The organism is Segeticoccus rhizosphaerae (genome assembly GCF_005222685.1).
Lineage (GTDB): Bacteria > Actinomycetota > Actinomycetes > Actinomycetales > Dermatophilaceae > Segeticoccus > Segeticoccus rhizosphaerae.
The window spans coordinates 21,622-46,481 of record NZ_SWMA01000031.1; the positions used below are offsets into that span (position 1 = coordinate 21,622).

At 66.8% G+C, this 24,860-nt stretch carries 22 protein-coding genes and 2 pseudogenes; 9 read left to right on the plus strand and 15 right to left on the minus strand.

Annotated features, from left to right (window positions below):
* The first annotated feature begins 420 nt into the window (after window positions 1-420).
* From FCN22_RS16865 to FCN22_RS16885, 5 genes are read left to right on the plus strand one after another with little or no spacing between them, the layout of a single operon-like run.
* Window positions 421-1,902 carry an ABC transporter substrate-binding protein gene (locus FCN22_RS16865; RefSeq protein WP_202911644.1) on the plus strand — a complete coding sequence of 494 codons (1,482 nt, stop codon included), beginning with the start codon at window positions 421-423 and terminating at the stop codon, window positions 1,900-1,902.
* Window positions 1,899-2,876: an ABC transporter permease gene (locus FCN22_RS16870; RefSeq protein ID WP_238384800.1), complete on the plus strand. Its 978-nt coding sequence runs from the start codon at window positions 1,899-1,901 to the stop codon at window positions 2,874-2,876. The genes FCN22_RS16865 and FCN22_RS16870 overlap by 4 nt, the downstream gene beginning before the upstream one ends.
* A complete protein-coding gene (locus FCN22_RS16875) occupies window positions 2,873-3,745 on the plus strand; it encodes an ABC transporter permease (RefSeq protein ID WP_137122733.1) in 873 nt (290 codons plus the stop codon). The genes FCN22_RS16870 and FCN22_RS16875 overlap by 4 nt, the downstream gene beginning before the upstream one ends.
* Window positions 3,742-5,463, plus strand: coding sequence for an ABC transporter ATP-binding protein (locus tag FCN22_RS16880; RefSeq protein ID WP_137122734.1), 1,722 nt, complete (start codon window positions 3,742-3,744; stop codon window positions 5,461-5,463). Before FCN22_RS16875 ends, FCN22_RS16880 begins: the two co-directional genes overlap by 4 nt.
* 23 nt (window positions 5,464-5,486) lie before the next feature.
* Window positions 5,487-6,569 carry a peptidase C39 family protein gene (locus FCN22_RS16885; protein ID WP_162308241.1) on the plus strand — a complete coding sequence of 361 codons (1,083 nt, stop codon included), beginning with the start codon at window positions 5,487-5,489 and terminating at the stop codon, window positions 6,567-6,569.
* Between the two features lie 13 nt (window positions 6,570-6,582).
* On the opposite strand, the gene FCN22_RS16890 is transcribed toward FCN22_RS16885, so the two are convergent.
* Window positions 6,583-7,170, minus strand: coding sequence for a helix-turn-helix domain-containing protein (locus FCN22_RS16890; RefSeq protein ID WP_137122736.1), 588 nt, complete (start codon window positions 7,168-7,170; stop codon window positions 6,583-6,585).
* A 1,062-nt stretch (window positions 7,171-8,232) separates the two neighbouring features.
* Here FCN22_RS16890 and FCN22_RS22325 point away from each other — a divergent pair.
* Window positions 8,233-8,724: pseudogene (locus tag FCN22_RS22325) on the plus strand (IS1380 family transposase); the annotation flags it as partial.
* A 2-nt stretch (window positions 8,725-8,726) separates the two neighbouring features.
* Here the strand turns inward: FCN22_RS22325 and FCN22_RS16900 are convergent.
* Window positions 8,727-9,947 carry an IS110 family RNA-guided transposase gene (locus tag FCN22_RS16900; protein ID WP_137122737.1) on the minus strand — a complete coding sequence of 407 codons (1,221 nt, stop codon included), beginning with the start codon at window positions 9,945-9,947 and terminating at the stop codon, window positions 8,727-8,729.
* 257 nt (window positions 9,948-10,204) lie between these two features.
* Between FCN22_RS16900 and FCN22_RS16905 the strand changes: the two are divergent.
* Window positions 10,205-11,134: pseudogene (locus FCN22_RS16905) on the plus strand (IS1380 family transposase); the annotation flags it as partial.
* A 158-nt stretch (window positions 11,135-11,292) separates the two neighbouring features.
* Here FCN22_RS16905 and FCN22_RS16910 read toward each other — a convergent pair.
* The 11 genes from FCN22_RS16910 to FCN22_RS16965 all read right to left on the minus strand — a co-directional run bounded on the left by FCN22_RS16910 (window position 11,293) and on the right by FCN22_RS16965 (window position 21,258).
* Window positions 11,293-12,810, minus strand: a complete 1,518-nt coding sequence (locus tag FCN22_RS16910) for an aldehyde dehydrogenase (NADP(+)) (RefSeq protein ID WP_137122738.1) — start codon at window positions 12,808-12,810, stop codon at window positions 11,293-11,295.
* Between the two features lie 139 nt (window positions 12,811-12,949).
* A complete protein-coding gene (locus tag FCN22_RS16915) occupies window positions 12,950-13,129 on the minus strand; it encodes a hypothetical protein (RefSeq protein WP_137122739.1) in 180 nt (59 codons plus the stop codon).
* An 11-nt stretch (window positions 13,130-13,140) separates the two neighbouring features.
* On the minus strand, window positions 13,141-13,701 hold the full coding sequence (locus FCN22_RS16920) for a 3-phenylpropionate/cinnamic acid dioxygenase subunit beta (RefSeq protein ID WP_137122740.1): 561 nt from the start codon (window positions 13,699-13,701) through the stop codon (window positions 13,141-13,143).
* Entirely contained in the window at window positions 13,698-15,092 is a 1,395-nt protein-coding gene (locus FCN22_RS16925; protein ID WP_137122741.1) for an aromatic ring-hydroxylating oxygenase subunit alpha, read from the minus strand. Before FCN22_RS16925 ends, FCN22_RS16920 begins: the two co-directional genes overlap by 4 nt.
* Window positions 15,093-15,128: 36 nt before the next feature.
* Entirely contained in the window at window positions 15,129-15,887 is a 759-nt protein-coding gene (locus FCN22_RS16930; protein ID WP_137122742.1) for an ABC transporter ATP-binding protein, read from the minus strand.
* A complete protein-coding gene (locus FCN22_RS16935) occupies window positions 15,880-16,740 on the minus strand; it encodes an ABC transporter permease (protein ID WP_137122743.1) in 861 nt (286 codons plus the stop codon). Before FCN22_RS16935 ends, FCN22_RS16930 begins: the two co-directional genes overlap by 8 nt.
* 2 nt (window positions 16,741-16,742) lie before the next feature.
* On the minus strand, window positions 16,743-17,756 hold the full coding sequence (locus FCN22_RS16940) for an ABC transporter substrate-binding protein (RefSeq protein ID WP_137122744.1): 1,014 nt from the start codon (window positions 17,754-17,756) through the stop codon (window positions 16,743-16,745).
* A gap of 96 nt (window positions 17,757-17,852) precedes the next feature.
* The gene (locus FCN22_RS21665; protein ID WP_162308242.1) at window positions 17,853-19,028 is read right to left on the minus strand and encodes an NAD(P)/FAD-dependent oxidoreductase; all 1,176 of its coding nucleotides are present in this window, start codon (window positions 19,026-19,028) and stop codon (window positions 17,853-17,855) included.
* Between the two features lie 20 nt (window positions 19,029-19,048).
* Window positions 19,049-19,243: a ferredoxin gene (locus tag FCN22_RS16955; protein ID WP_137122753.1), complete on the minus strand. Its 195-nt coding sequence runs from the start codon at window positions 19,241-19,243 to the stop codon at window positions 19,049-19,051.
* Window positions 19,243-20,190, minus strand: coding sequence for a 5-dehydro-4-deoxyglucarate dehydratase (locus FCN22_RS16960; RefSeq protein ID WP_137122746.1), 948 nt, complete (start codon window positions 20,188-20,190; stop codon window positions 19,243-19,245). The genes FCN22_RS16955 and FCN22_RS16960 overlap by 1 nt, the downstream gene beginning before the upstream one ends.
* A gap of 111 nt (window positions 20,191-20,301) precedes the next feature.
* Complete coding sequence (locus FCN22_RS16965; RefSeq protein WP_137122747.1) at window positions 20,302-21,258, minus strand: 2-hydroxyacid dehydrogenase; 957 nt, start codon at window positions 21,256-21,258, stop codon at window positions 20,302-20,304.
* 99 nt (window positions 21,259-21,357) lie between these two features.
* Here FCN22_RS16965 and FCN22_RS16970 point away from each other — a divergent pair, with 99 nt between their 5' ends.
* Together FCN22_RS16970 and FCN22_RS21670 are read left to right on the plus strand one after the other, a co-directional pair.
* Complete coding sequence (locus FCN22_RS16970; protein WP_137122748.1) at window positions 21,358-22,146, plus strand: IclR family transcriptional regulator; 789 nt, start codon at window positions 21,358-21,360, stop codon at window positions 22,144-22,146.
* Between the two features lie 214 nt (window positions 22,147-22,360).
* A complete protein-coding gene (locus FCN22_RS21670) occupies window positions 22,361-22,537 on the plus strand; it encodes a hypothetical protein (protein ID WP_162308243.1) in 177 nt (58 codons plus the stop codon).
* A gap of 67 nt (window positions 22,538-22,604) precedes the next feature.
* On the opposite strand, the gene FCN22_RS16975 is transcribed toward FCN22_RS21670, so the two are convergent.
* Entirely contained in the window at window positions 22,605-23,429 is an 825-nt protein-coding gene (locus tag FCN22_RS16975; protein ID WP_238384802.1) for a hypothetical protein, read from the minus strand.
* Window positions 23,426-24,433 (minus strand): helix-turn-helix domain-containing protein, encoded by a 1,008-nt coding sequence (locus FCN22_RS16980; protein ID WP_162308244.1) that lies wholly within the window; start codon window positions 24,431-24,433, stop codon window positions 23,426-23,428. Before FCN22_RS16980 ends, FCN22_RS16975 begins: the two co-directional genes overlap by 4 nt.
* Window positions 24,434-24,860: the final 427 nt, after the last annotated feature.

A 24,860-nucleotide genomic window follows, 5' to 3' on the forward strand; every position in this document is an offset into this window, starting at 1 on the left:
TCGGGCCCCACCGTGACCCGTGGCTTCTTCCAGTGCTGGATCGGCGAACGCGCAGTACCGGCTTGTCTTCCTGCCGGCGAGCATCGCCCTCGGCATTGGGACTTACCTGCACTAGCTGGTGAACGATCGCGCTGAGTCTCGCGGAGACCAATATCCGGAAGGCCTTGCCCGGATCCAGAGTGGTGGGTAGTTTGACTAGACACTTGACCATCATGAGTAGACATCGAATCGAGGCCGAACATGTCACTGTCTGATGCCTTTGGGCGACCGATGAGCAGACGGACGCTTCTGCAGGGCGCGGCCGGAGGGTCCACCCTCGTCGCGATGACCGCCCTACTCAACGCTTGTGGCGGCGGTCAAGAGCCCACGTCTGGCGCAACCAGCACCCCTTCGGCTTCCCAGGGTAAGGACACTGGGGCGGTGCTCGACGAGGTCACGGTGGGCCTGCCGGGGTCGCTGTCGAACCTCTACCCAGGCGTGGAGTCCGGAATTCTCAACTATTACGTGGCCGCTTTGACCATGGAGGGGCTGCTGTCGGTGGACTCGGCCGGCAAGCTGCAGCCCGCGCTGGCCCGCAAGTGGACAGCCAAGGACCCCAAGACGTACGTGTTCTCCATTCGGAAAGACGCGAAGTTCACCGACGGGTCACCGGTCAAAGTCAGCGACATCCTCTACTCGATCAAGATGGCCCGTGACGCCAAGGTCTCGCCCAGCTCTGCCAGCTACTGGGGTGCGGTCTCTTCGGTGAGGCAGACGGGCCCGTGGGAGATCACTTTCCGCCTCTCGGCTCCCAACGTGTCGTTCGACTGGGTGCCGACGGTGGCCGACGCCCTTTGGGTGGCGCCAGAAGCGTTCTGGAAGAAGCACCACGGGCGGATCGGCACCTCCAGCGCCATGCTGATCGGCTCTGGTCCGTACAAGGTCACCTCGTTCTCCCCCGACTCCCAGGCCGTCTTCGAGCGCACCGACACGTGGTGGGACGGCCCACCCAAGGTGAAGAAGTTCACCCTGCAGTTCATCTCCGACGAGAACGCGCGGCTGTTGGCCCGCAAATCCGGGGACATCGACGTGGCGCTGAACGTGCCACTGGATCAGGTCGATGAGTGGAAAGGTCTGGCGGACACCCAGGTCATTTCTGTGCCGGACCGCTCCTGGGCGGGGCTGATGTTCAACTACACGCTGCCGCCGTTCAACGACATCCACGTCCGCAAGGCCGTCGCCCACTCGATCGATCGACAGGCCATCGTGGACAAGCTGCTCCACGGACTCGGGCAGGTGGCCACGGCCATGTCCACACCGGAGCAGTTCGGCGGGGTCTACACGCCGACCGAGGCGACCAAGAAGCTGGCCGCCGTACCGCAGTACGACTTCGACATGGACAAGGCCAAGCAGGAACTTGCCCAGTCCTCGGTCCCGAACGGCTTCTCGTTCGACCTGACCTACCCCAACACCGGCCCACAGCTGGGCAAGGCCGCGCTCAGCCTGGCGCAGAATCTCAAGTCGATCGGGATCACCATGAACGTCAAGGAGCAGAGCATCGAACAGTGGCTCAGCGCCCTGAACGACGCGAAGGCGCCGGTGCGCTACATGTGGTACTTCTCCACCACGGGGGACCCGGCGGAACTGGCCGACTACCTGCTCAACAGCAACCCGCCGAACCCCGTCAAGTACAGCAATCCCAAGGTGAGCGGGCTGTTGGACCAGGCCAAGGGCGAGCTGGACCCTCACCAGCGGGCCGATCAGGTCATCCAGGCCCAAGTCGTGGCCGGCGCAGACCTGCCCTACCTGTCCTTGTGGTGGGGCCAGTCATCGACCGCCTTCGCACGCAGCATCGGGGTGCGGAACTACACCTCCTTCACCCTCCTGTCCCCCTGGTCGGACAGCCTCTACAGCGCGACATGACCGGTCACCGCACGCCGGTACGAGGCGTCGCCCTGTTCATGACGCGCAGACTCTCCGGGACGCTGCTGCTGCTGGTGGTCATCTCGTTCCTGGTGTTCTGCCTGCTCTACCTGGAGCCTGGAGACATCGCCAGAAACCTGCTGGGCACCCGGCAGGTCACCCCGCAGACCCTCGCGGAAGTGCGGGCCCAATACCACCTGGAGGACCCGCTGCCCCTGCAGTACTGGACCTGGCTGACCAACGCCATGCACGGGGACTTTGGCATCTCCGTGCGCACCCAGGACCCGGTCGCCCACATGATCACCAGCCGGTTGGGCCTGACCATCGAGATGGTCGTCATCTCGTTCGTCCTGGCCATGGTCGGTGGCATCCCAGCCGGAGTGTGGGCCGCGGTCCGGCGCAACCAGGTCCTGGACCGCGCCGTAGTCGGCAGCTCGGTCGTGTTCATCAGCGCACCCGCCTTCGCGCTGGGGCTGCTCCTGCTGTACGTCTTCGCCCAGGCACTGGGATGGTTCCCCGTCTACGGCACCGGTGTCGGCACCTTCGATCGCCTGTGGCACCTCGCACTGCCCTCCCTGACCCTTGCCCTGGGGCTGGGCGCGTTCATCGTCAAGATCACCCGCGCTGCGGTCATCCACGAACTCGAGCAGGACTATGTGGTGTTCGCTCGCGCGCGCGGACTGGCCGCGCGCCAGACCCTGGCCCTGGCCATGCGCAACGCGGCGATCCCCGTGCTGACCAGCCTCGGGCTCGCGGTCGCCTACCTGTTCGGCAGCACCATCCTGGTCGAGGCCACCTTCTCGCTCCCCGGGCTGGGATCCCTTCTGGAGGACTCCGTGCTGTTCAAGGACATCCCCACCGTCCAGGCCCTCACCCTGCTGGTCGCCGCGGTCATCGCGGTCACCGCCCTGCTGGTCGACCTGACCTACCTGCTGTTCGACCCCCGACTTCGCACCCAGTTGGTGAGCCGATGACCCAGTCCCCGTTGCCCGCACTCCCGACAACCCAGACGCAGCAGCCGCGCCGACGAACCGCCCTGCCGGTCAGCATCGTGGTCTCCGTACTGGTCCTGGCGCTGGTCGCCGCATGCGTGGTGGGCTCCCAATGGATCGTCCCGGGCGCCACCACTCAGGACATCCTGTTGGGCCGAACCCCCGCCGGCACCCCCCATCACCTGCTGGGGACCGACGACCTTGGACGCGACATCCTGGCGCTGACCATCGCGGGCACCCGCTCGGCCATCGTCGGGCCCATCGTCATCGCCGCAGGATCCATGGCCTTCGGCATCCTGCTGGGCACCATCGCCGGGTACCACGGCGGCCTCATCGACGCCCTCCTCGCCCGGTACGCCGACCTGATCCTCGCCCTCCCGGCCGTGCTGCTGGCCATCGTCGTCGCCGGCATCGTCGGCGGCGGCTACTGGGTCACGGTCGCCCTGCTCATCGTCCTCTTCTCACCCTCGGACATCCGCCTCATCCGAGGCAGCGTCATGGAACAGCGGGCCATGCCCTACATCGAGGCGTGTTCGGTGCTGGGGATGCGACGCCGCAGGATCATGTTCGGCCAGATCGTGCCCAACGTGGTCCCGATCATCATCACCAACTTCATGCTCAACATCGTCTTCGCGCTGGTCGCCATGTCCTCCCTGTCCTACCTGGGACTGGGCGTCGGACCGGGCGCCCCAGACTGGGGGCGGCAGCTGGCCGACGGCCGCAACATCCTCGGCAGCGTGCCCACCGCCGTCCTGGCACCCGGAATCGCCATCATCTTGACCGCGACCGCGGTCAACATCGTGGGCGACTGGCTGTTCGAGAGGCTTCAGGCAAGGGTGGCCGCCCGATGACCAATGTCGTGCTCGCGGTCAGCGACCTGAACGTCACCGGCCCCAAGGGGCCGATCGTCACCGGGGTCAGTCTCGACATCCGGCGCGGCCAGACCCTCGCCGTCGTGGGCGAGTCAGGCAGCGGCAAGACCCTCACCGGCCGGGCGCTGCTCGGCCTGCTGCCGGCCGGCCTGTCGGCCAGCGGCATCCTGGACCTCGAGGGCCACCGCGTGGACCTCGACCCCACCCACCCGGCCTGGCGCACCATCCGCGGCCGTCAGATCGGGCTGGTGCCACAGGACCCGTTCACCAGCCTGAGCGCCCGCCACCAGTGCGGCATCCAGATCGCGATGCCCCTGCGGGGGCAGTCCAGAAGTCGCCGGCGTGAACTGGTCGCCCAGGCGCTGGACGAGGTCGGGCTGCCCCAGCGGGTCGCCCGGCAGTACCCGTTCGAGCTGTCCGGAGGAATGCGGCAGCGCGTCGCCCTGGCCGCGGCGCTCATCACCGACCCGGCCGTGCTGATCGCCGACGAGCCAACCACCGCACTGGATGTCACCACCCAAGCCGAAGTGCTCGACCTGATCGCCGGACTGCAACGCGACCGCGAGATGGGCCTGCTCCTGGTGACCCACGACCTGGCCGTCGCCCGAGCCCGCGCCGAGCAGATCGTGGTCATGTATGCCGGCCGTATCGTCGAACGCGGCTCCGCCACGGCCGTGTTCCACGCCCCTCAACACCCCTACACCCTCGGCCTTCGCGAGTGCGAACCACCGCTACATACCCGGCTCGCCCGGATGCCCGTCATCGAGGGATCGGTGCCCCGACTGGCCGACGTGGGCAACGCCTGCGCGTTCGCGGACCGCTGCTCCCTGGTGGTCGACGCATGCACCGAGGCGGTGCCCACCCTGGCGGAAACCGGACTCGGACACGCAGCGGCCTGCATCCGCCCTGGCCTAGCGCTGCCGACCCCAGAGGTCGACCCGTCCCGCCCTGACCAACCTAGCCCGGCAGGCAGCGCGACCCACGCGGACGACACCCTGCTAGTCACCAAGGGACTGACCAAGTCCTTCGGCAGACACACCGCCTTGAGCGGAGTCGACCTCGAGCTGCGGCGGGGGGAGTGCATCGGAGTCGTCGGGGAGTCAGGTTCGGGCAAGACCACACTGTCCCGGATCCTGGTCGGACTCGAACGGGCGGACTCGGGAACACTCCAGTTCCGGGGACGCCCACGCACGGGCCGCGCGGGCGGCATCCAGATCGTCTTCCAGGACCCCAGCTCCGCGCTCAACCCGGGTCTCAAGATCGCGACCTCACTTCGAGATGCCCTTCGCGCCGGTGACGCCCCCACCGACACGCCGCAGGACCTGCTGACCCAGGTCGGGCTGCCCGCCGGGTACGCCCGCCGCCGACCCCGAGCCCTGTCCGGGGGCGAGCAGCAGCGCGTCGCCATCGCCAGAGCCCTGGCACCCAAGCCCGAGATTCTCATCTGCGACGAACCGGTCTCGGCGCTCGACGTGTCCGCACAAGCACAGATCCTGAACCTGCTGGCCGAGCTGCGTGGGGAGTTCGGCCTGTCGATGATCTTCATCTCGCACGACCTTGCCGTCGTCCGACAGGTCGCAGACCGCATCTACGTGATGCTCGACGGCCGTGTCGTCGAGCAAGGCTCAACCGCCGAGGTCCTGGGCCAGCCCCAAGACCCGTACACCCAGCGGCTGCTCAAGAGCGTGCCGGTATGAACCACCAAGAAGGGGCAAGAACAGTGAACCGCATCGAGGAACGCCACATCGACGCCAACAGCGCCGCGGCGCTAGCCAAGGCGGGCGTGCCCGACGAACTCGCCCGGACCTGGGGCAGCCCCGCCGGGGTCCAGGACCGGACCGTGGTGCTGGCCTGGCAGGACGACACGCTACGCGCGGCGGCCTTCACGTCCTCGCGCCCGCTGACGGCCTACCTCAAGATCGGTGCCACCTGGACTCACCCCGAATCGGGCCCCGAGGCAGCAGAACACCTGCGCCGACAACTCGTGGGCGCTATCGAGGAACGAGCCTGGAAGCGCGGCCTGGTCTCCGTCAAGATCCAGTACCACCCCAGCGACCCCACAGCCGCCAGCGACCAGGCGGCCGGCTACACGCCATGGCACACCCCCCAGATGGCCACCCCGTTGCCGTCGGCCAGCGACCACGTCCCCACCGGCCAAGTCAGATGGCGCACCGAACCGAACCTTCGCCCCTTCCCATATGTCCGACAAACCACCGAATTCACCTGCGGCCCGGCGGCCCTATCCATGGGCCTGGCAGGACAAGGCCTCATCGACTCACCCAGCCGGCAGCTCGAGATCGACATGTGGAGGCAGGCCACCAGCGTCGGCGGCCACGGCGGCTGCGACCCCTACGGCCTGGCCGTAGCCGCCCACCACCAACAAGCCTACGCCGACGTCTGGCTCAGCACCGAAGACACCATCCTCACCGAGGACGTCAGCACCGATGCCGACCGCGACCTCAAGGCCTTCGTCCAACAAGACCTGCGCGCAGCCGCCAAGAACGCCGGCCACCACGTGACCGCCTGGTTCGCCATCGACGAGCTACGAACGATCGTCGACTCGGGCAAGGCGGCAATCGTCCTGATCGACGAAGACCAGATGCACACCGAAAGCTGCCCCCACTGGATCCTCGTCCACGCCTACCACGACGGCGCATTCATCGCCCACGACCCCTGGACCGACTCCCACCTCGGAGAGTCCTGGCTCGACGGCTACAACCTTCCGATCCGCCCCGAGGCGCTGGAACGCTTGGCACAATTCGGCGACCCGCCCTACCGCTCCATGGTCGTCCTGCACGTCTGACCCGGGCTAGTGCTCATAGCTCCGGCTCCGACACCGAGGTCAGTAACGTCGCGCCATCGTCTCCAGCCACATACTGGTGATCCGCTGCCCCGTCAAAATGGATCGCATCGCCCGCTGCGAGATCCACGTCCCAAACGCTCGTGCTTACGCGAACCGAACCAGCAACCACGTAAGCAAACTCCACCGAACCCTCTCGATGCGTCGCCTCGGACGACTTGCTCCGAGCGGGCATCGACGCCTCTGCCATCTCCGACCAGGAACGGTCGGTCGACGTGAACAGCGTCCGGATCGACACCCGCCCACTTCGCATCGTCGGGCCCTCACCACGGCGCACCACCTGAGGACCCGCAACAGGGCTACGCAGCAACGCCGCGAAGCGGACATCCAGGCCATCCGCAAGCTTCCCGATCACATCCAACGACGGATTCGCCACACAGCGTTCAACCTGGGAGATCAACGCCTTGCTCAACCCACTCACCAGGGCAAGCTCCCGCATGCTCATCCCCCGGGCCAGCCGAGCCGCCCGGACATTGGCCGCTAGGTGCTCCCTAGCGGCGCCAACCACTGACTCAGGAACGCTGCCGCCCTTAGCCTCAGCCATCCTCACACCTCCATACGCAACCGGTCCGTCTGCGAGATGATGAACACGCTGGACCTAGCACGGCAGTCTATCCGCGATCTCCATCATCGGGCAGCGGCAAAGCACCGACTGATGTCCCCGAGGCAGCGGTTCCACCGGAACGCGCCGCATATTGAGCGACGGATCGCTCTCGCCGGCTGCGGACGATCGGATCAGGCCCCACCAAACAACAGCTCTCCCAGGCGGCTCACGCCTTCGCAACCTGAAGCAGCGCCTCGCGGAGAGGAACAAACGGTGACCGTTGCGACTCGCAGCGTTCGCTGCGGCGCGACCAGACGAAAGCGCTCACGTGGTGCTGAGTTGGGCGTACGGAATCAAACTCCACCGGCGAGACACTAAGGATGGGATGACTGATAGAGGAAGCACTCTCGAGACCGGAATCCAGGCGGACTATCGACGGCTTGGACGCGAGCGAATGACTGCCAGGGGGACGTTGTCCTTCGCAGCACCTCTACGTACATGTCGCGATGGCACTCGTCGGCCCAGCAGCAACCGTTCGCATGCGCCGATCGAGCTACGCTGTCACGGCGGCCACGCCGGAAGCCCGAGGCGCAACGTTGGGATCGCTGCTGCTGCCGTTGTGCTCAATCGCAATTTCTGCCTCCGAGGCGACCTCACGCGCCCGCCAGGCTTGATCGTGCCCGTGCCGTCCGCTCCTTGGAGCCATCTCGCTGGGCGAGCTTGATCAGCGGCGCACCGATAGGCAGGTCAGGAACGCCGCAGGGAACCATGGGCGCGCCCGAGGGGGGAGACTTTTCGGGCTGGTCGCTGAAGCACGCGAAGATGGCGCTCGATGGTCGCCACCCACACTGCACTATGCCTCCAAACTGCCCAAGCTGCGGGCGGAAGAGTCGTGCGATCGGCGGTTGGAGAGGTCCAGGCCGAGTGCCTTAGCCTCGATCCGTGGACCGATGGTGAGCCGATTTGGTGAGTGCGGCGTGGCGGGTGTGGAAGTGCCTTCTGGGACAGGAGGATCGGGAGTGCTGACGTCCCGTTGCTCCAGAAACCCAGAAGGCACTGAAAGTGAAACTACCGCACGCGTGGTCCACGGCGACACCGGTCTTCGATGACGAGAACCTCGTGTCGTGCGCGGGGCTGGCCCCAGTGATGGGCTTGGCCGAGCAGACCGGCCTGTCCGAGCTGCTGGAGGAGAAGGTCCGGCTCGACTCGGTGGGGGTCGCCTCGGCCGGGGTCAACCCGGCCGGGAAGATCAGCACGATCATCGCCGGGATGGCCGCCGGCGCGGACAGCATCGATGACCTGCAGGTGGTCCGCTCCGGCGGGATGAAGCGGCTCTTCGGCGAGGTGTACGCGCCGGCCACGCTCGGGCAGTTCCTGCGGGAGTTCACGCACGGGCACGCCAGCCAGCTCGCCGCGGTCGCGCGGGCGCACCTGATCGCGCTGGCCAAGCGCACGAGCGTGTTGGCCGGGATCGAGGAGCAGGCGTACATCGACATCGACTCGCTGCTGCGGCCGGTGTACGGCAAGACCAAGCAGACATCCCATGGCGAAACCTGTCAAGCTGCGGCGGCTGGTTCGTCGCGGTGCGACCACGCAGTCGTCTCGTCGTACCGGGTGCCGGTCTTGAGGCAGCCATGCAGGATGCCGACGAGTCGATTGGCCAGTTGTCGAAGAGCAGCGCGATGGCCGGTCCCTCGAGCGCGAAGACCGTCGTAATAGGCCCGCGCCCCAGGTGAGCCGGTCAGGGCGCTGAAGGCTTGCTGCCCGAGTGCGTCGATGAGGCGGTTGTTGTGCACGTAGCGCGCCAGGACGGTCTTCTTCCTGCCCGAGGCCCGGGTGATAGGGCTGGTGCCGGCGTAGTTCTTGCGTGCTCGTGCGTCGGCGTAACGGCTTTGGTCATCCCCGAACTCGGCCAGCACCCGGGCACCGATGACCGGACCCATCCCCGGCTGGCTGAGATAGATCTCAACGTCCGGGTGCTGCCCAAAATGGGCGTCGACCTGCGAGGACATCGTCGTGATCTGTGCGTTGAGCGTGCCGATCACGGCTACCTGAGCTCGAACTGTAGCCGCGTACGCGGCTGTCACGGCAGCCGGCTGCCGCAACTGCTGGGTACGGAGCGCCGCTTGGATCGCCTTGGCCTTCTCACCGGCGTGGTGTCGGCGGGCGCGCTTGAGCGCGGCGGTGATCTGCGTGATCGTCAGGCGCGCTGCCGCGTCCGGATCGGGTGCCTTGGCGAGCAGCTCAAGCGCATCCGCAGCAGCGAGATCCTCGAAGGCGGTCAGTGCAGCTGGGAAGAACTCCCGTAGCGCGTTACGCACTCGCTGCACGTGGCGGGTCCTCTCCCAGATCAACGTCTTATGGGCCCGTGCCACGACCTTGACCGCCTCAGCCTGATCACTGTCACCCGCGACCTGACGCAACTGATGCGAGTCGGTACGCACCATGTCGGCAAGCATGTGCGCGTCCGCGGCATCGCTCTTGGCACCCGACACGCTCTGCCGTTCCCGGTAGCGTGCCGCCTGCAACGGGTTGACCGCGAAGACGCGGTATCCAGCCGCGACCAGCGCGACCACCCATGGGCCGCGGTCGGTCTCGATCCCGATCGCCACATGGTCGGCCGCCTGGTCACCGATGTGTTTGCCGATCAGCTCATGCAGCTGAGCCATACCAGCCAGGCCCTCAGCGAGTCGCGTCCGAACCAGAGACTGACCCGACTGATCCTGCAACTCGATGTCGTGATGGTCCTCGGCCCAGTCATCTCCTATGAACAGCACTCCCGCACCTCCGACTCTCGATCCATCATCAACAACGTCAGGCAGCTCGTGGAAGGCGCCGGCACCCTAATGAACAAGTGCTCACGCTCGGGCGAGCAGGCACGACATCCCATCAGCGGTCAACTCTTCCAACCACCGGCAGGGGCACGATCTGCTTGTAGGACTCGGAAGAGATCCTGGGCGCACGAGTGCTCACCAACTGGCAGCTACCTGTCACCGAGTCTGCCTCAACGGGCCGAGCCGGTAACTCTCATTAGGGCGCCAGCTTCGGGCACACCAAGATCGCCGGCAAGCAGGTGCTGCGTAAGGGCCTGTCCCCGCTGGCCACCACGATCAGCACCGACACCGCCGCACCGGTGCTCGCCGGGATCCGGTTGCGGGCCGGCAAGGCCGGCTCCGGGCGGGCCGCCGGATCGATGGTCACCGAAGCGATCAGGACCGCCCGCGCGGCCGGCGCCGCCGGCACGATCCTGGTCCGCGGCGACTCGGCGTACGGCACCAGCGCGGTCGTGACCGCCTGCCTGCGCGAGGGCGTGCAATTCTCCGTGGTGCTGACCAAGAACGCCGCCGTGTCCCGCGCGATCGAGGCTATCGCCGATGACGCCTGGACCCCGGTGCGCTACCCCGGCGCGGTCACCGACCCCGACACCGGCACGTTGATCAGCGATGCGGAAGTCGCCGAGACCTCCTTCACCGCGTTCGCCTCGACCGACACCCCGGTCACCGCGCGGCTGGTCGTGCGCCGGGTCCGCGACCAGGCCAAGCTCGACGAGCTGTTCCCGGTCTGGCGCTACCACCCGTTCTTCACCAACACCGACCTGCCGGTCGCCGAGGCCGACATCACCCACCGCCGGCACGCGATCATCGAGACCGTCTTCGCCGACCTGATCGATGGCCCCCTGGCGCACCTGCCCTCCAGCCGGTTCGCCGCCAACCACGCGTGGGCGCTCTGCGCCGGGATGACCCACAACCTGCTACGCGCCGCCGCGACCCTCAGTGGCCGGCAGCTGAGGGTCGCGCGCGGCGCGACGCTCCGGCGCCAAATCGTCAACGTCCCCGCTCGGATCGCCCGCCCGCAACGACGGCGCGTGCTGCACCTACCCGAGCACTGGCCCTGGGCGAAGGCCTGGCTGGCCATCTGGCGTGGCGTGTTCAACCCCGGGCTCGCTCCTCCGCTCACTGTCTGAGCACCTGTCCCCTCGCCATAACGCCACGACCCGAGACCCTCTCGTGGAAAAGCTGGGCAGACCAGCGGCACAGCCCTGCCCACGGGCCGCCTACCGGTGCCGAGCGGTCATCGAAGGCCGCTCGAGGTCAACCGCGCGGCACCTCCACGGATCGAGGCTTAGGAGGGCAAGTCGAGCGTGCCGTCGACTCTTCGCGGGATATTCGTGGTGCCATCGAGCAGTTCCTCTGGGAGGACCCACGATGGCGCCGACTGCCAGGCCATGGGTCGCTGGAATCGCCGGACTGCTGTTGCTCCCACGGAGGTGTGTTGGCTGTTGGTGGCCGGCCATGGTCCGCCGTGGTGCTGGGCCCACGAGACCAAGACTCCGGTCGGAAAGCCCGCGTAGAGCAGGCGACCGGCTTTCCCTCGCAGCCGTGTCGTCAGTTCGGCCACCAGCTCTCGTTCGTCCACTTCGGCGTGGATCGTGGCGGTGAGGGAGCCAGGCAGCTGGTCGATGACGCGTCCCACCTGCTCCGGCTCGTACCTGAGGATCACGGTCGTGGGACCGAAGCACTCGTCGAGCTTGACACCTAGGAGCTGGGAAGCGTCGGTCTCCAGCAGGCGGGCGGTCACCGCATAGCCGGCTCCTTCGGGCGGGCTCCCTTCGGCTATGACACGCATGCCGGGCGCGCGCTCGAACGAGCCAGTGGCGTCGGCATAGGCATCGCGTACCCGCGCGTTCAGAAGCACGGATGGCCCGGTGTCGGTCACAAGCCGTGCAGCTTCCTCGACGAGGACGTCGCCAACTGGGCCGGTCGGTATGAGTACCAGCCCTGGTTTGGTACAAAGCTGCCCCGCCGAGCCAGTCACGGAACTCACCAGGTCCCGCGCCAACTCGTTCCCACGGGCAGAGGCCGCCCCGGCCGTGACCACGACAGGATTCAGGCTGGCGAGCTCGCCGAAGAACGGTATCGGATCGGGGCGGAGCGCGATCGCCTCCGTCAAGGCACGGCCGCCGGACAGGGAGCCGGTGAAACCGACCGCCTGAATCGAGGGGTGCATAACCAGTTCGATGCCGGCCTGTCTGCCGAAAACCAAGCCGAGGAGGTTTTCGGGGGCGCCTGCCTTCCGTGCAGCCTCGCGCAGCGTCTCGAAGGCGAGAACCGAGAGCGCCGGATGAGACTCGTGTCCCTTGAGCACGACCGGGCACCCAACCGCTAGGGCAGAAACCGTGTCACCGCCTGGTACCGAGAACGCCAGCGGAAAATTGCTGGCACCGAAGACCGCCACAGGGCCGATCGGAATCAACATCCTGCGCAGATCAGGGCCCGGGCCCATGGGGGTCTGAGCCGCGTGGTCGATGGTGGCCTCGAGGAAGGCGCCATCGTCGACTACGTCAGCGAACAGCCGTGCCTGGAAGACGGTTCGGCTGAGCTCACCCTCGAGGCGTGCCGCAGGCAGCGCAGTCTCCCGTTGCCCTAGAAGCACGATCTCCGGGCGCCGCGCCTCCAGCGCCTCGGCCATCGCACGCAGCACCCGAGACCACAGCTTGCGCCCTCCTGCCTCGTAGGGACCGGCGGCCGCGGCCGCTGCCTGGCACACCTCGGCGACCTGGTCGGTCGTGGTGGGTGCCGTGACGTCCTCGACGGCCTCCCCGAGTGCCGGGTCGATGCTGACAATGCTGCTGGGATTCACGTGTGCTGCCCTTTCATCGTCCTGTGACGGTGACGTGTCGGCCGACTCGCGGCGCCACCACCGTCGGGACGTGCGCTAGGTAGGGTCGTTGATGGAGTCCTCCGCGGCCTGGGCGCGCCGGCCACCGTCGTGGAGCGGGTCAGTCGGTCTCGCCGGCGATCTCCGCCAGAAAGACCGCGTCAGGGGATGCGCCTGGGACGGTCTCACGACAGATCAGCCATGCGCCGTCCCCGGGGTTTTCCACGACCTCGACCACTCGTCCATCCACGAGTTGCAGTGTGTCGCCAGGCTTGAAGGTGCGCAGGTTGACGTCGTACATTTCCGGCTCCTTCACAGGAACGTGGTGAGGTTGTTCGCCAGCAGCACGGAGTGGTCCAAGTGAACGGCTCGCGTTGCGATCTGCCAGCGGTAGCGCTGGCCGACCAACGTGTCGACGCGCTTGCCAACGAGGCAGTCTTCGGTGCCGCGCAGTCGGTTTCGATACATGAGGAAGCCGAGCTTGACCACGAGGCGGTGTGGCTCGTCCACGTCGTCGACCTCGAGGACCCGCAGGTTGGTATAGAGATGGCTCGTCCGGGAGACGGGTTCTTCAGCCCAGTGGATTCCGGTCCGGAACTGCTCTACCCGCTGGGTGAGGGTTTCCTTTCCCTCGTCCATCCAGGAGACGTCCAGGTCTTCCGTGAAGAACTCCCGTTCGGTGCCACTCGAGTGGACGTTCTGGGTGATCGGAACCCGGTAGGTCACGTCCTCGGTGAGCAGGTCCAGCCACTCCTCGTACTCCCTGTTGTCTAGGAGGTCGGCCTCTCGTGCATAGAAGTCCTCCAGCTCGACGCGCAACGCCAAGGCGGGCGGGAGGGTGACGCCAGTCGTGGTGGCGGGCGAGGCGCTCATGCCGAGGCCTCTTCGTCGGACGCCATCGGGAACGGTACGTCATCGGGGACCTCCACGCGGTGCATCAATTCATCCCAGGTTCGCCCTTCCATGAACTCGGCCCATCGCTTCAGCCAGATCAACTGGTTCTGTTCGGAGTACAGCTGCCTGGCCCAAATGCAGCCGGGCACGGATGGGTAGGGCTCGGAGTGGCCAAGCCCCATCTGGTAGTTGTAGTTGTGCTGTCGGGCGGCCCAGCCGCTGCTGGCCTCGGTGGCGGCCGACCAGTTCTCGAGGTCGTCCTGCTCGGTGAGTCCTGCTGGCCCGGAGTAGCTCATGAAGTAGCGGCGCAGCACGTCCTTGACTTCGTCGGGGGCGTCGTGGTCGACCAGGTAGTACCGCCAGAACTCCGTCTCGGTGGGTCCGTTGGGGTGGGCCATGATGATGGTTCGTGGCTGCTCCTCGTGGAAGGACATGTTTGGGAAGACTGTTCCCTTGCCTTGGAAGTGCAGTTGTCCCTTGCGGCGTTCCCGACGCTTGGCCCGGACCTCCTCGAAGTACTCCGAGACGATCGGATACTTGGCGAAGCTTGCCGGCTGGGTGTAGTCCTCCTCGAGGGCGGCGTCCCAGCCCGTGCCTCCATGGCCGAGGTCCGGCCAGCCGAAGACCGATGCACCGTCGGTCTTGGTGTCGCGTCGGCCCTTGCCGCTGGGGCCGATGCCGACCATGTCGACGGAGCGGTGGCTCACGACGTGGGCCACGTCACCGATGAAGTTGGTGGGTGCGAACTTCCAGTTGCACTGGACGCGCCACTTCTGGACACCGGCGAGGACCACCGCGCCGTTCTCCCGACCGTCTCGGTGGTCGAGCGCGAAGTCGAGCCACATGCCCATCCCGCCCAGGTAGTCGGCAAAGTCAGCAGCATCCTTGTCCCAGTTTCCCCAGATCGTGCCTCGGTAGTTGACGATGCGCGGTACTTGGACCAGTCCCCATTGGGACTTGTCTAGCTCCTCGTGGTAGCGAGCCCGGTAGCCGGGGACGCCGAAGAGCTCACCGGGGGTACTCACCAGGTTGCCGTCGGTGGAGAAGCTCCACGCGTGGTAGGGGCAGGTGAACAGGCCGGTGTTGCCCTGGTCGTAGCGGCACAGTTTCATGCCCCGGTGCGTGCAGGTGTTGAGCAGACCGTGGATCTCGCCTTGCTTGTCCCGGGTCAGGATCACCTGCTCCTCGCCCATCCGGGTGACGTAGTAGTCGTCCGGATTGGGCACCTGGCTCTCGTGGCCCAGGAACAGCCAGCTGCGCCCGAAGACCCGTTCCTGCTCGAGCCGGTAGAGGTCCTGGTCCACGAAGATCTGCCGGCTCGCGGTGCCGCCGGCGACGTCGACCAGAGATCGAATGTCTGAGTGCTGCATGTCGATTCCTGTCCTAGGTGGGATTGGGTGTGGTGGTCAGAGCATTTGGTCTCCGACGGCGACGCCCAGGAGGTCGAGGATCTTGTCCTGCAGGATGCCGAACCTGGGATCTGACAACGACCGTGGCCGGGGAATCTCGACCTCGATGTGATCGAGAACTCTGGCCGGCCGAGGCGAGACCACGACGATGGAACTTGCCAATGTGATCGCCTCGAGGACGTTGTGCGTGACGAAGATGACGGTGGAGCCGTACTCGAGCCAGGTCCGCTGCAGGAAGGCTCGTTGGACTCGGGCGGTCATCTCGTCCAAGGCGGAGAACGGCTCGTCCATCAGCAGCATGGTCGGCTCGGTCGACAGCGCCCGCGCGATGGCGGTCCGCTGCTGCATGCCGCCGGAGATCGCCGAGGGGTAGAAGTCGGCGTACTGGGACAGGCCGGCAGCGGCGAGGTAATGCTCGGCGTCTCGGCTGTAGGGGCGCCCACGCACGCGTTCGCGGGCCGCCCGGGTGATCTCCAGGTTCTCCGAGACCGTGCGCCAGGGCAGCAGTCGGGCGGTCTGGAAGACGTAGCCGATCTCGTGCGCCGGCGGTACCTGCACGAGGCCGGCGTCGCTGGCGAGCACGCCCGAAAGCACGCCGAGGAGGGTGGACTTGCCGGATCCCGACGGTCCGAGGACCGCGACGAACGAACCCTTCTCAGCGGTGAGGTGGATGTTGTCGAGGACGTCGATGCTGCCGCCAGATTTCAGCTCGAAGGACTTGCAGACCTTTTCGAGCACCACGGTTGGGCTAGACATGGTTGGGCTCCTTCGCCTGCGTGGGATCGCTCACCGAGCGCACCCGCCCGGTGGGTTTGTCACGCCACCGGAACAGCCGCCGTTCAGCGGAGCGGATGACGCCGTACTCCAGGAGCAGGACGAAGGCGAGGAAGCAGAGGGTCCACGCGACGACGTCCGTGAGGTTGAACAGCTGGAAGGCGCGGGTCACCTGGTAGCCGACTCCGTCGTTCAGTCCGATCATCTCGATCATCACGACGTACTTCCAGGTGATCCCCAGGCCCTGCCGCAACCCGGCGAGGCCCGGGCCGATCAGCTGGGGCAGGATCACGTGCCGGACACGCGACGCGCGGCTGTAGCCGAAGACGTCGGCCACCTCGTTGAGGCCGGTGTCGAGGTTCTTGGCGCCCTGCCAGATGCTGATGGTGATGATCGGCGTCGCAAGATAGGCGAGCGTGAAGATCGCGGTGCCCGTGCTGAGGCCCAGGGCGACCAGCAGGATCATCGCCACGAACAGGCCGGGTTGGGAGGTGCCAATGACGATGAACATCTCGAAGAAGGCCTCGACGCGCTTGGATCGGCCCATGGCGACGCCCAGGGTGAGGCCGGCGACATACGCGCAGGCGAACCCGGCGAGCACCCGCTGCGTGGTCGCCCACAGCTGGCCGTAGAGCTCACCGCCGGTCACCAGGTCCCCCACCCGGCTCAGCGTCTCCTCCACCGAGGGAATGACGGTGGGAGCGATGAAGGTCGCCCCAATCCACCAGATGAGCAGACCGGTAAGTAGGAACCCAATGCGGTACAGCCCTCGTTGGTCCTGCAGCCGGATGTCGCCAACAAGGCGCCGGGGGGCGACGTGAATAGTGCCGGCCACGGTCAGGCCTTGAAGACGAAGTCGGTCACGGCGAACTTCTCCTCGACCATGCCGAGCGAACGGGACTGGTCGAGCATCTTCTGAGCGTCCTCGAGGTTCTGGTCGGTGAACTCCGGGACGACCAGCTTGGAGAACCGTTTGCGGAACAACTCGGTGGCCTTGGCGTCCAGACCGATCTGCTCGGCCGCCGCCTCGTACGGCTTCTTAGACGTCTTGGCCAGTTCCGTGGCGTGCAGGAACAGCTCGTGGATCTTCTGCTGGTCCTGTTTCTCCAGCCAGTCCTTGCGAACACCCCAGGAGTTGACCGGCGTGAACCGGCCATTGTTCTGCTCCGCCTGGTGGCGGCCGATCTGGAGGATCTCGCGCGATGAGCCGTCCGCCAGCATCTGGGAGGTCATTGGCTCGTTGTCCAGGACCGCCTCGAACTCACCCTTCTTGTACAGGGCGAGCATGACGGTCGAGTCGCCCATGGGCGTCAGGTGGATGTCCTTCTCGATGTCCAGGCCGTTCTCGCTCAGCACGGCCCGCGTCTCCTGGTAGACGCCCGTGGTGCGTTCGGCCGAACCCATCCGTACGCCGCGCAGGTCGTCCAGCGTCTTGATGTCCGAGCCCGCAGGCACCATGATCGACGCGTGGGACGCCCAGGCCGGCGCGATCGCCACGCACTCCGCACCCTGGTCCTTGGCCTGGGCGAAGTTGACCCAGCTCATCATCGCGCAGGTCACCGACCCCTTGCGCATGCTCAACAGGGCCGTCCCTTGGGCCATATCGGCGATCTCGACCTGCGCCGTCCCGAGCTCCTCGGCCGCCAGCCTGAGCGCCTGCCGCATCACCCCCGAGCTTCCGCTCGGGCTTCCGGCGGCTCGGATCGCCGGTCCCGCCGAGGTCTGCCCAGCCGCGTCGGCCTGGGCATCCTTGCCGCAGGCAGTCAGGAGCCCGACGCTGGCCGCACCAAGCCCTACTGCCGCCATGCCAAGGAACTGCCGCCTCCCCAGAGGTCCACTCAGTTCAGCCATCGCTCTCTCCTCTGTCTATGCATCGAGACACTGTCTCGTGATGTAGATGAATGCTAAAGGTCCGTGGGACTCCGGTCAAGGGATCCACGATGCTGTTCACGCGGCCGCCCAGGCCTTGGCCGCCTCGAAGGAGGCTGCCTCCTGCAGGAGCCGGCGGCCTGCCGCGAGCGAACGGGGATGCGAAACCGTCAAGACGGCTCGCAGCCGGTCGTCGCCCATCAGACATAGCGCGCGCCGGCCGTCTCGGACCACTTGGCATTCCCAGTCGGCGCTCGCGGCGCCCACGAACTGTATTTTGGTGTCGCCCAAGTCAGACCAGAAGTAAGGGGGCGAGTCCCAATGCGCGAGCTGACCCGCGATGCGCCGGGCCACCACGTGCCCCTGTTCACGGGCTGCCTGCCAGTGCTCGATCCGGTCGCTGCGCCCGGTAACGCTGTTGCACCAACGAGCGACATCACCGGCGGACCAGATGCCTTCGTGGCTCGTGTCTCCCGAGGTTCTGCACAAGATCCCCCGGTCCACCTCGAGAGCTGATGGCTCGACCCACTCGGTGTTGGGGATAGCGCCTGCACCAACCAAGGCGAGGTCGGCGGCCAGCTCCTCACCGGCAGAGGTCTGGACGCGGATGCCCGCGCTGTCGCGTACGTGTCCTGTGGCGAGCGTCCCGCACCGGAACTCCACACCGAGCGCGTGCAGCGGCTCGACACACACCGCAGCGGCCGCCGGGGGCAGCACACGGCTCAGGGGCGCGTCGGTTGCCTCTAGGACGGTCACCGACCAGCCCAGGCTCGCGGCCGCGGACGCCACTTCCAGCCCTACGAAGCCCGCGCCGATCACGACCAAGCGCCCCGGCCGGCCACGCAGGGCCCTTCGCAAGGCCACGCCGTCCCTGAGCGTTCTCAGGTAGACGATGTGCTCCGAGGGTTGCCATCCCTGCAGTCGACGGGGTCTGGCGCCGGTGGTGATGACAACGTGGTCGGCCTCTTCGGCCGAACCGTCAGCGAAGGTGACCTGTTTCGCCGCTGGTTCCAGCGCGACCGCTCTGCGGTTCACCTGGACCGCGACCCGACGCTCGGCGAACCACTCAGTGGAGCGCAACTGGCAGTCGTTTGCTCCGAACGATGGTTTCGCGAGCAGTTGCTTGGACAGCGGGGGCCGATCGTAGGGAAGGGACGCTTCCTCGCCTGCCAGCAGAATTTCGCAGTCCTGGTCCAACTGGCGCAGTGACTCGGCAACCGAGACGCCCGCTATCGACGCGCCCACGATCAGCACTCTTCGGCCAGGCACGCGGATCAGCCTTCGATCCGCAGCGCTACCGCCGGGCACACGCGCGCGGCCCGTTCGGCCGCCTCTCGGAACGATTCGTCCGGCTCCTCGATCAACGCAACGGCTTTGTCGGTTGCCTCGTCGATGTCGAAGAGCTCGGGTGCCTCGATGACGCAGTTGGCATACCCCATGCAGGCGTCCCGGTCCACGACGATCTTCATCACCTCGCCCCCTTGGCGCTGCCGTGAATGGGGGTGTCCAAACCAAGGCCGTTGATGTAGCCCACGAGATCGTCGAGGTCTGAGGCCGTGGGCATCGCTAGGGGCGGCCGTACCGGGCCGACGTCCAGTCCGCGCAAGCGCACCCCCGCCTTGACCAGGGAGACCGCGTAGCTGGGTGCCCGGTCCCTCAGCTGGACGAACGGCACCACAGCACGCGCCATGAGATCCGCGACCGAGTCCGTGTCTCCAGCGGCCAAAGCGTCATAGAACGCTCGAGCGATCTCGGGGACAAAGTTCAACAGGGCGGAACTGTACGAGTCGATTCCGATGGCCCGAAGAGCGGGTGCCACAAGCTCCGCCGTGGGTACTCCGTTGAAGAAGGCGAAGCTCTTGCCAGGCGCCGCGGCGATCTGACGGACCAGCAGATCCACCCTGCCGGTGCCGTCCTTGATCCCGACGATGTTCGGCACCTCGGACAGCGCGGTCACCTCGCTCGGCGTGAACACCATGGAGCCGCGCTGGTAGACGAGTAGACCCAGTTCGGTTGAGTCCGCGAGGGAGGCGAAGTAGTCGCGCCTCGCCATGGAGGCCCCCGGGTCCAAGTAGGGCGGAAAGACCAGCGCACCGTCCGCACCGGTGTCGCTGGCCACGGCGAGCATCTCCTTGGCGATGCTGTGTCCGAAGCCGACCCCGGCAACCACCGGAATGCGTCCGTCCACCTCTTCGACGCACGCTCGGATGACGCGGATGTACTCATCACCCGACAGCGACTGCATCTCGCCCGTGCCGCAGGCGGGAAAGATCGCCTGCGCCCCGAACGACTGAAGCATCGCGACCTGCCGTCTCAGCGCAGCAGTCTCGAGGTCGCCGTCAGCGTCGAAGGGAGTGATGGGAAAGGCCAGCAGCCCGCTGATCGCGAGTGGCAGGTCCTCCGGGGCCCAATGCATAGCGCCTCCTGTTTGTCTATGTGTGTAGCTCGCAACTACATGTATAGACTAGACGGCGGGTTGCCCGTTCCGCAAGGGACACCATCGGCGCCACGTCGGTCGCCGTGTCCGTCACGCGCTGACCACTGACAGCGGCGGGTCTCCGCGCAGCGCGAGAAGCAGGTTCGACACCGCCATCTCTGCCATGGCGGTGCGAGTCTCCTCGGTGGCACTCCCAAGGTGCGGAGTGAGGACCACGTTGGGCGCCCGCCTTAGCGGGTGGTCGACCGGAATCCACTCCTGCGCGGTGACATCCAAAGCGGCGCCGTAGAGGTGAGCCTGGTTCAACGAGTCCGCAAGGGCCTCGGTATCCACCAGACCCGCTCGAGAAGCGTTGACAAGGATGGCCCCCTGCTTCATCAGTTTCAGCTCGCGCGCGCCCACGAAGTGCCGGGTAGCGTCAGTCAGCGGCAGATGGAGCGAGATGACGTCCGCCCGGGCCAGCAGCTCATCCATCGACACCCAGCCGGAACCCTCCTCGGCAGGTTCCCGCCGGGTCGTGTGGAGCACGTGCATGCCGAGACCCTGAGCAGCTATTTGCGCGACTCGCTTGCCGATCCGCCCCATACCCACGATCCCCAACGTCCGGCCGACCATGTCCCGGCCCAACGTCACCTGTGGCCGGACGGCATCCGCGGTGCTGATTAAATGTTCAGGCAACCGTCTGGCGAGGGCCAAGATGAGAAGCACCGTCAGCTCCGCTACCGCCGCATCCAGCACTCCGGGCGTGTTGCAGACCTGGACCCCTCGGCGGGCGCACTCGAGTAGGTCGACGCTGTCATGCCCCACGGCCCGAAGCGATACCACCCTGACCCGAGGAGCGGCCTCAAGCAGCCGAACATCGACCGGGTACTGACCGGTGACCAGCAGGCCGTCCGCCCGCTCCAGCAATCGCCGACCCACCGGACGTAGCACATCTGCATGCGCGACCTGGTCCACAGCGCAGGACCGCCGGAGGCGTTCCAACTGACTGTCAGCCACCGCGCCGAGAACCAGGACTTGGGGAGTTGGACGAGAAGTCGCATTCATGTCTAGTATCTAAGACTATGTCTACAGATGTGACAAGGCGCCTGGATGGCAACGAGCGATTGCGTGGTTATCGGCATGTCGTCCGCTAACGTCCCAACCATGACCAGCACGTCCGCACCCGACAAAGTGGCAGGGGTGCGCCCGGTCAAGTCAGCAGAGCGCACCGTTGATGCCCTAGAACTGCTCAGCACACGCGACGAACCCCTGAGCCTGCGCGACATCGCCGAGGCCCTCCAAATCCCACGCGCCAGTGCCTACGCGTTGCTGACAACTCTGGTCGGGCGCGGCTGGCTCACCCTCGCGGACGGCAAGTACCGGCTCGGCGTCCGCTCCCTGCTCGTTGGCGCCGCATTCGTCCAGACCGACGACATGGTGCAACGCTCAAGACCCGTGATTGACGAACTCTCGCACCGGTTCAACGAAACGGTCCACCTCGCGCGCCTGGACCACGACAGCGTCGTCTACCTCGTCACGCTGCAGTCCATGCACTCTCTGTCCATCGTCGCTCAACCCGGACGCCGTATGCCGGCATGGGCCACCGGTCTCGGAAAATCCATGCTGGCCGAACATGCCTGGGAAGACGTCGAGTCACTCATACCCGACGTCATGCCCGCCTACACTGAACACACCATTACGGACCACGAACAGCTGAAGAAGGAACTGAGTCAGACGCGCGAACGCGGCTACGCCATCGATGACCAGGAGACCGCACTCGGGCTACGCTGCCTCGCCGTCGCCGTCGGCCGCGAGAAACCACCGGTCTACGCGATCTCCTGCCCGGTACCTATCGTCAGATTGAGCCCAGAACGTGAAAGCGAAATCATCGCCGCGCTACTGGAAGCGCGGCAGGCACTCACCGCCGGCCGAGCGATCCACCAGACAGCCTGACGCATTCCGGAAGGCGGCCGCCACCAGTGCCCGCGCGACCGCCTCGAGGGGATCCAGCAAGCAACCTCGGTGATCGGCACTCTCCGCCGACCCGGATGCCCCACGCCGTGGTGTACGCCGTACTTGCTCGTAGGTCGCGATCGTTGCGCTGGGCCGGCGCCAGGAGACCCCCAGGTGGCCGGCGCCGGCAGTCCGGGCCGGCGGTGGCCTCGAGGTGGGTCGATCGGCCGCGGGTGCCCTCGGGGGTTGGTGCCGGCTTCCGTTCGCCGTCACCGGTGCCGCCGCGTCCTGGGGCATGCTCGGCATCTACCCGTCCCTGTTCCCGCAGCTGGTTGGACGGGAGACCGGCATCCACCGCCAAGGGTTCACCTCGGGGTCGTCGGCGCGATGATGGACTCGGCCACCGTGGCCAGGCCGGTCGGAGCACGCGGCTCGGTCAGATGCTTCGTCCCGTCTTCTCAACGAGGCAGTGCTTGTAGGAGTTCGCCAACCAGCACCACGAGGCTGGGTCCGACGGTGCGGTCTCCAAGGGCAGCGCGGGTGGCCAGGCGTGGGAGGTCACCGGTTGGGGTCGATGCACGGTGGCGCAGGATGGCGACCGCGGCGACGACGTCGCTGGCCGCCGGGCTGTCCGCTGTGGGTTGCCGCATCCCGTCCGCGAGTACCTGCGTTTCGACAGCTTGGAGCAGTCGCAGGACATCGAGCGCGTCCTTGTCGACGATCCTGCTGGTCTGGCCCCTGGCCGCGCCCCGGAGACGGTCCTCGATCTTGATCAGCTTTGCCACCAGCAGGGCCGCTGGGCCGGCCACCCGCAGGGTGCGACGTCGCTGGTCATCATCGGCCAACGCCGTGATCAGTCGCGGGGCATTGTCCATCAGCGCCAGGGCAAGCCCGGCACCGATGCGTGCGGTGGTGTGTTGATGCCCCTGCAGGTGAGCGGCGCGGGCGCTGCGTTGCGGTCGGTTGGACTGGTGCGGTGCGACCATCAGGTCGATCGCGACGTCTCCGGGCCCGCTCCAGTGCCCCGGCTGCCCGGCGATGAACCCGGCCGCGTGCATGGCGGCGGCAATGTCAGGTTCGCTTTGGAGGGTCGCGGTGTCGAGGGCGAGATCTGCGTCCGTGGTCATCACCGGGACGTTCAGCGATCCGGCGCCGGTGTGGACGTAGACCGCCTGGGCGCCGATGAGGATGAGGCTCTGTCGGTGGCCCTCCAGCGCGTCGAGGGCATCGAGGAGCACGCGGCGAGCGGCGATGTATTCCGGCGCCACCGGCGGCTGCATCATGGGTGCTCCTTCCATGTGGGGTCATTGCTCGCGAGGTGGTCCATCAGCTGCTCCGCCAGGAGCGACTCGCGGCCGGGCAGCGTGAGTAGGTCTGCGAGCACTTGCGGGAGGACGACGACCGGTATGCCGTCCACGCTGGCTGCCGGACTCTGCACGAGGACGGGATCGACCGGCTCGGCCATGACCACGTTGGCTGAGGGGCGGTCAGTGGCGACCAGACGCAGGGAGCCGACGGTGGCGTCGGCGTCGGTGCTGTAGAGCGTCAGCGTCGTCGTCGGCACGACCGCCAAGGCTTCCGCCGGCAGGTAGGCGCGCGCGGCCGCGACCCCGGTCAGGGCGACCTCGGGTCTGCCAGTCAGGTGTTGTCGTGCCTGGTCCACTCCCCGCGGCGCCAGGTAGTACCCGACCTGGCGGTTGCTCTTGAGAAATTGGTAATCCGCGGTCCACCGCTCCAGCAGCTGACGTCGACGCACGAGCGTCACCTGGCCCTGGTCGTCGCGCTCGATGGCGCCGGCCGTGGCCAGGGTAGGTAGCAGCTTGGCAGCCGAGCCGGGACTCGTGCCGGACTGAAGGGCCAGCTCGCGCACGCCAAGTGGCGCAGCAGCCGTGAGCAGGGTGCGGATCAGGCGGCCGCTCGCCTTGCCGGTGAGCCGCGTCACTGTGTGGGAGACCCGGCGAGCTGGAGGACGGTCGCCGCCTTGGGCTCGGATGAGCACCGCGGGCGAGTCCAAGGCGATGTAGGCCCACCCGGTCTGGTCCAGGTAGCTGATCTGCCCTGCCTCGCAGGCCTCACGCAGTGGTCGGTTGACGTAGTCGGTGACCAGGAGGATGGGTTCTGACCGCGCTTGGCTCAGGGCATGGAGGGTGCCGATGACGGATGATGTCGGTGCCGTGGACCATCGCTTCACGACCGGGACAAGCAGCGCGGAGTCGCCGTTGGGGCTGGTGATGAGCAGCCGAGCGTCGACGGCGGGCCGGTCTGGCCCGGTGGACTGGGTGCGCACGGACCACGTGACCGGCAGCAGCGCGCGGAGCCGCCGCTCAGCGTCAGCCAGCCTGCTCGTTTCCTGCCTGCATGTGTTTCCCATACTGAGAAACAGTGTCGCTGGAGAAACGGAATGCGTCAAGCCGCACGCCGTCCCGGTATATCCCGCGGTGAGCACGAACCACGCGTCGCGCCGTTGCCTCGGGCGCGAAGTCGCGCCAGCAGGTCTCGGACCTGGTCGGGGTCGGGCATCGTCAGGTGGCGCCCGGTCACCGCAGGCTTCTGGACCTTGCGGGCAGGCGGGGTTGGCCTCGATGTACCGACCCGTGGCGCAGTTGGCGACGGCGTTCAGCAGCCACAGGTAGCGGCTGTCGGCGGCGATCGAAAATTGGTCGGTTCCGGCGCCTGAAAAGTGGACAGTTTTGGTGAGTCTATGACTCGTTGTC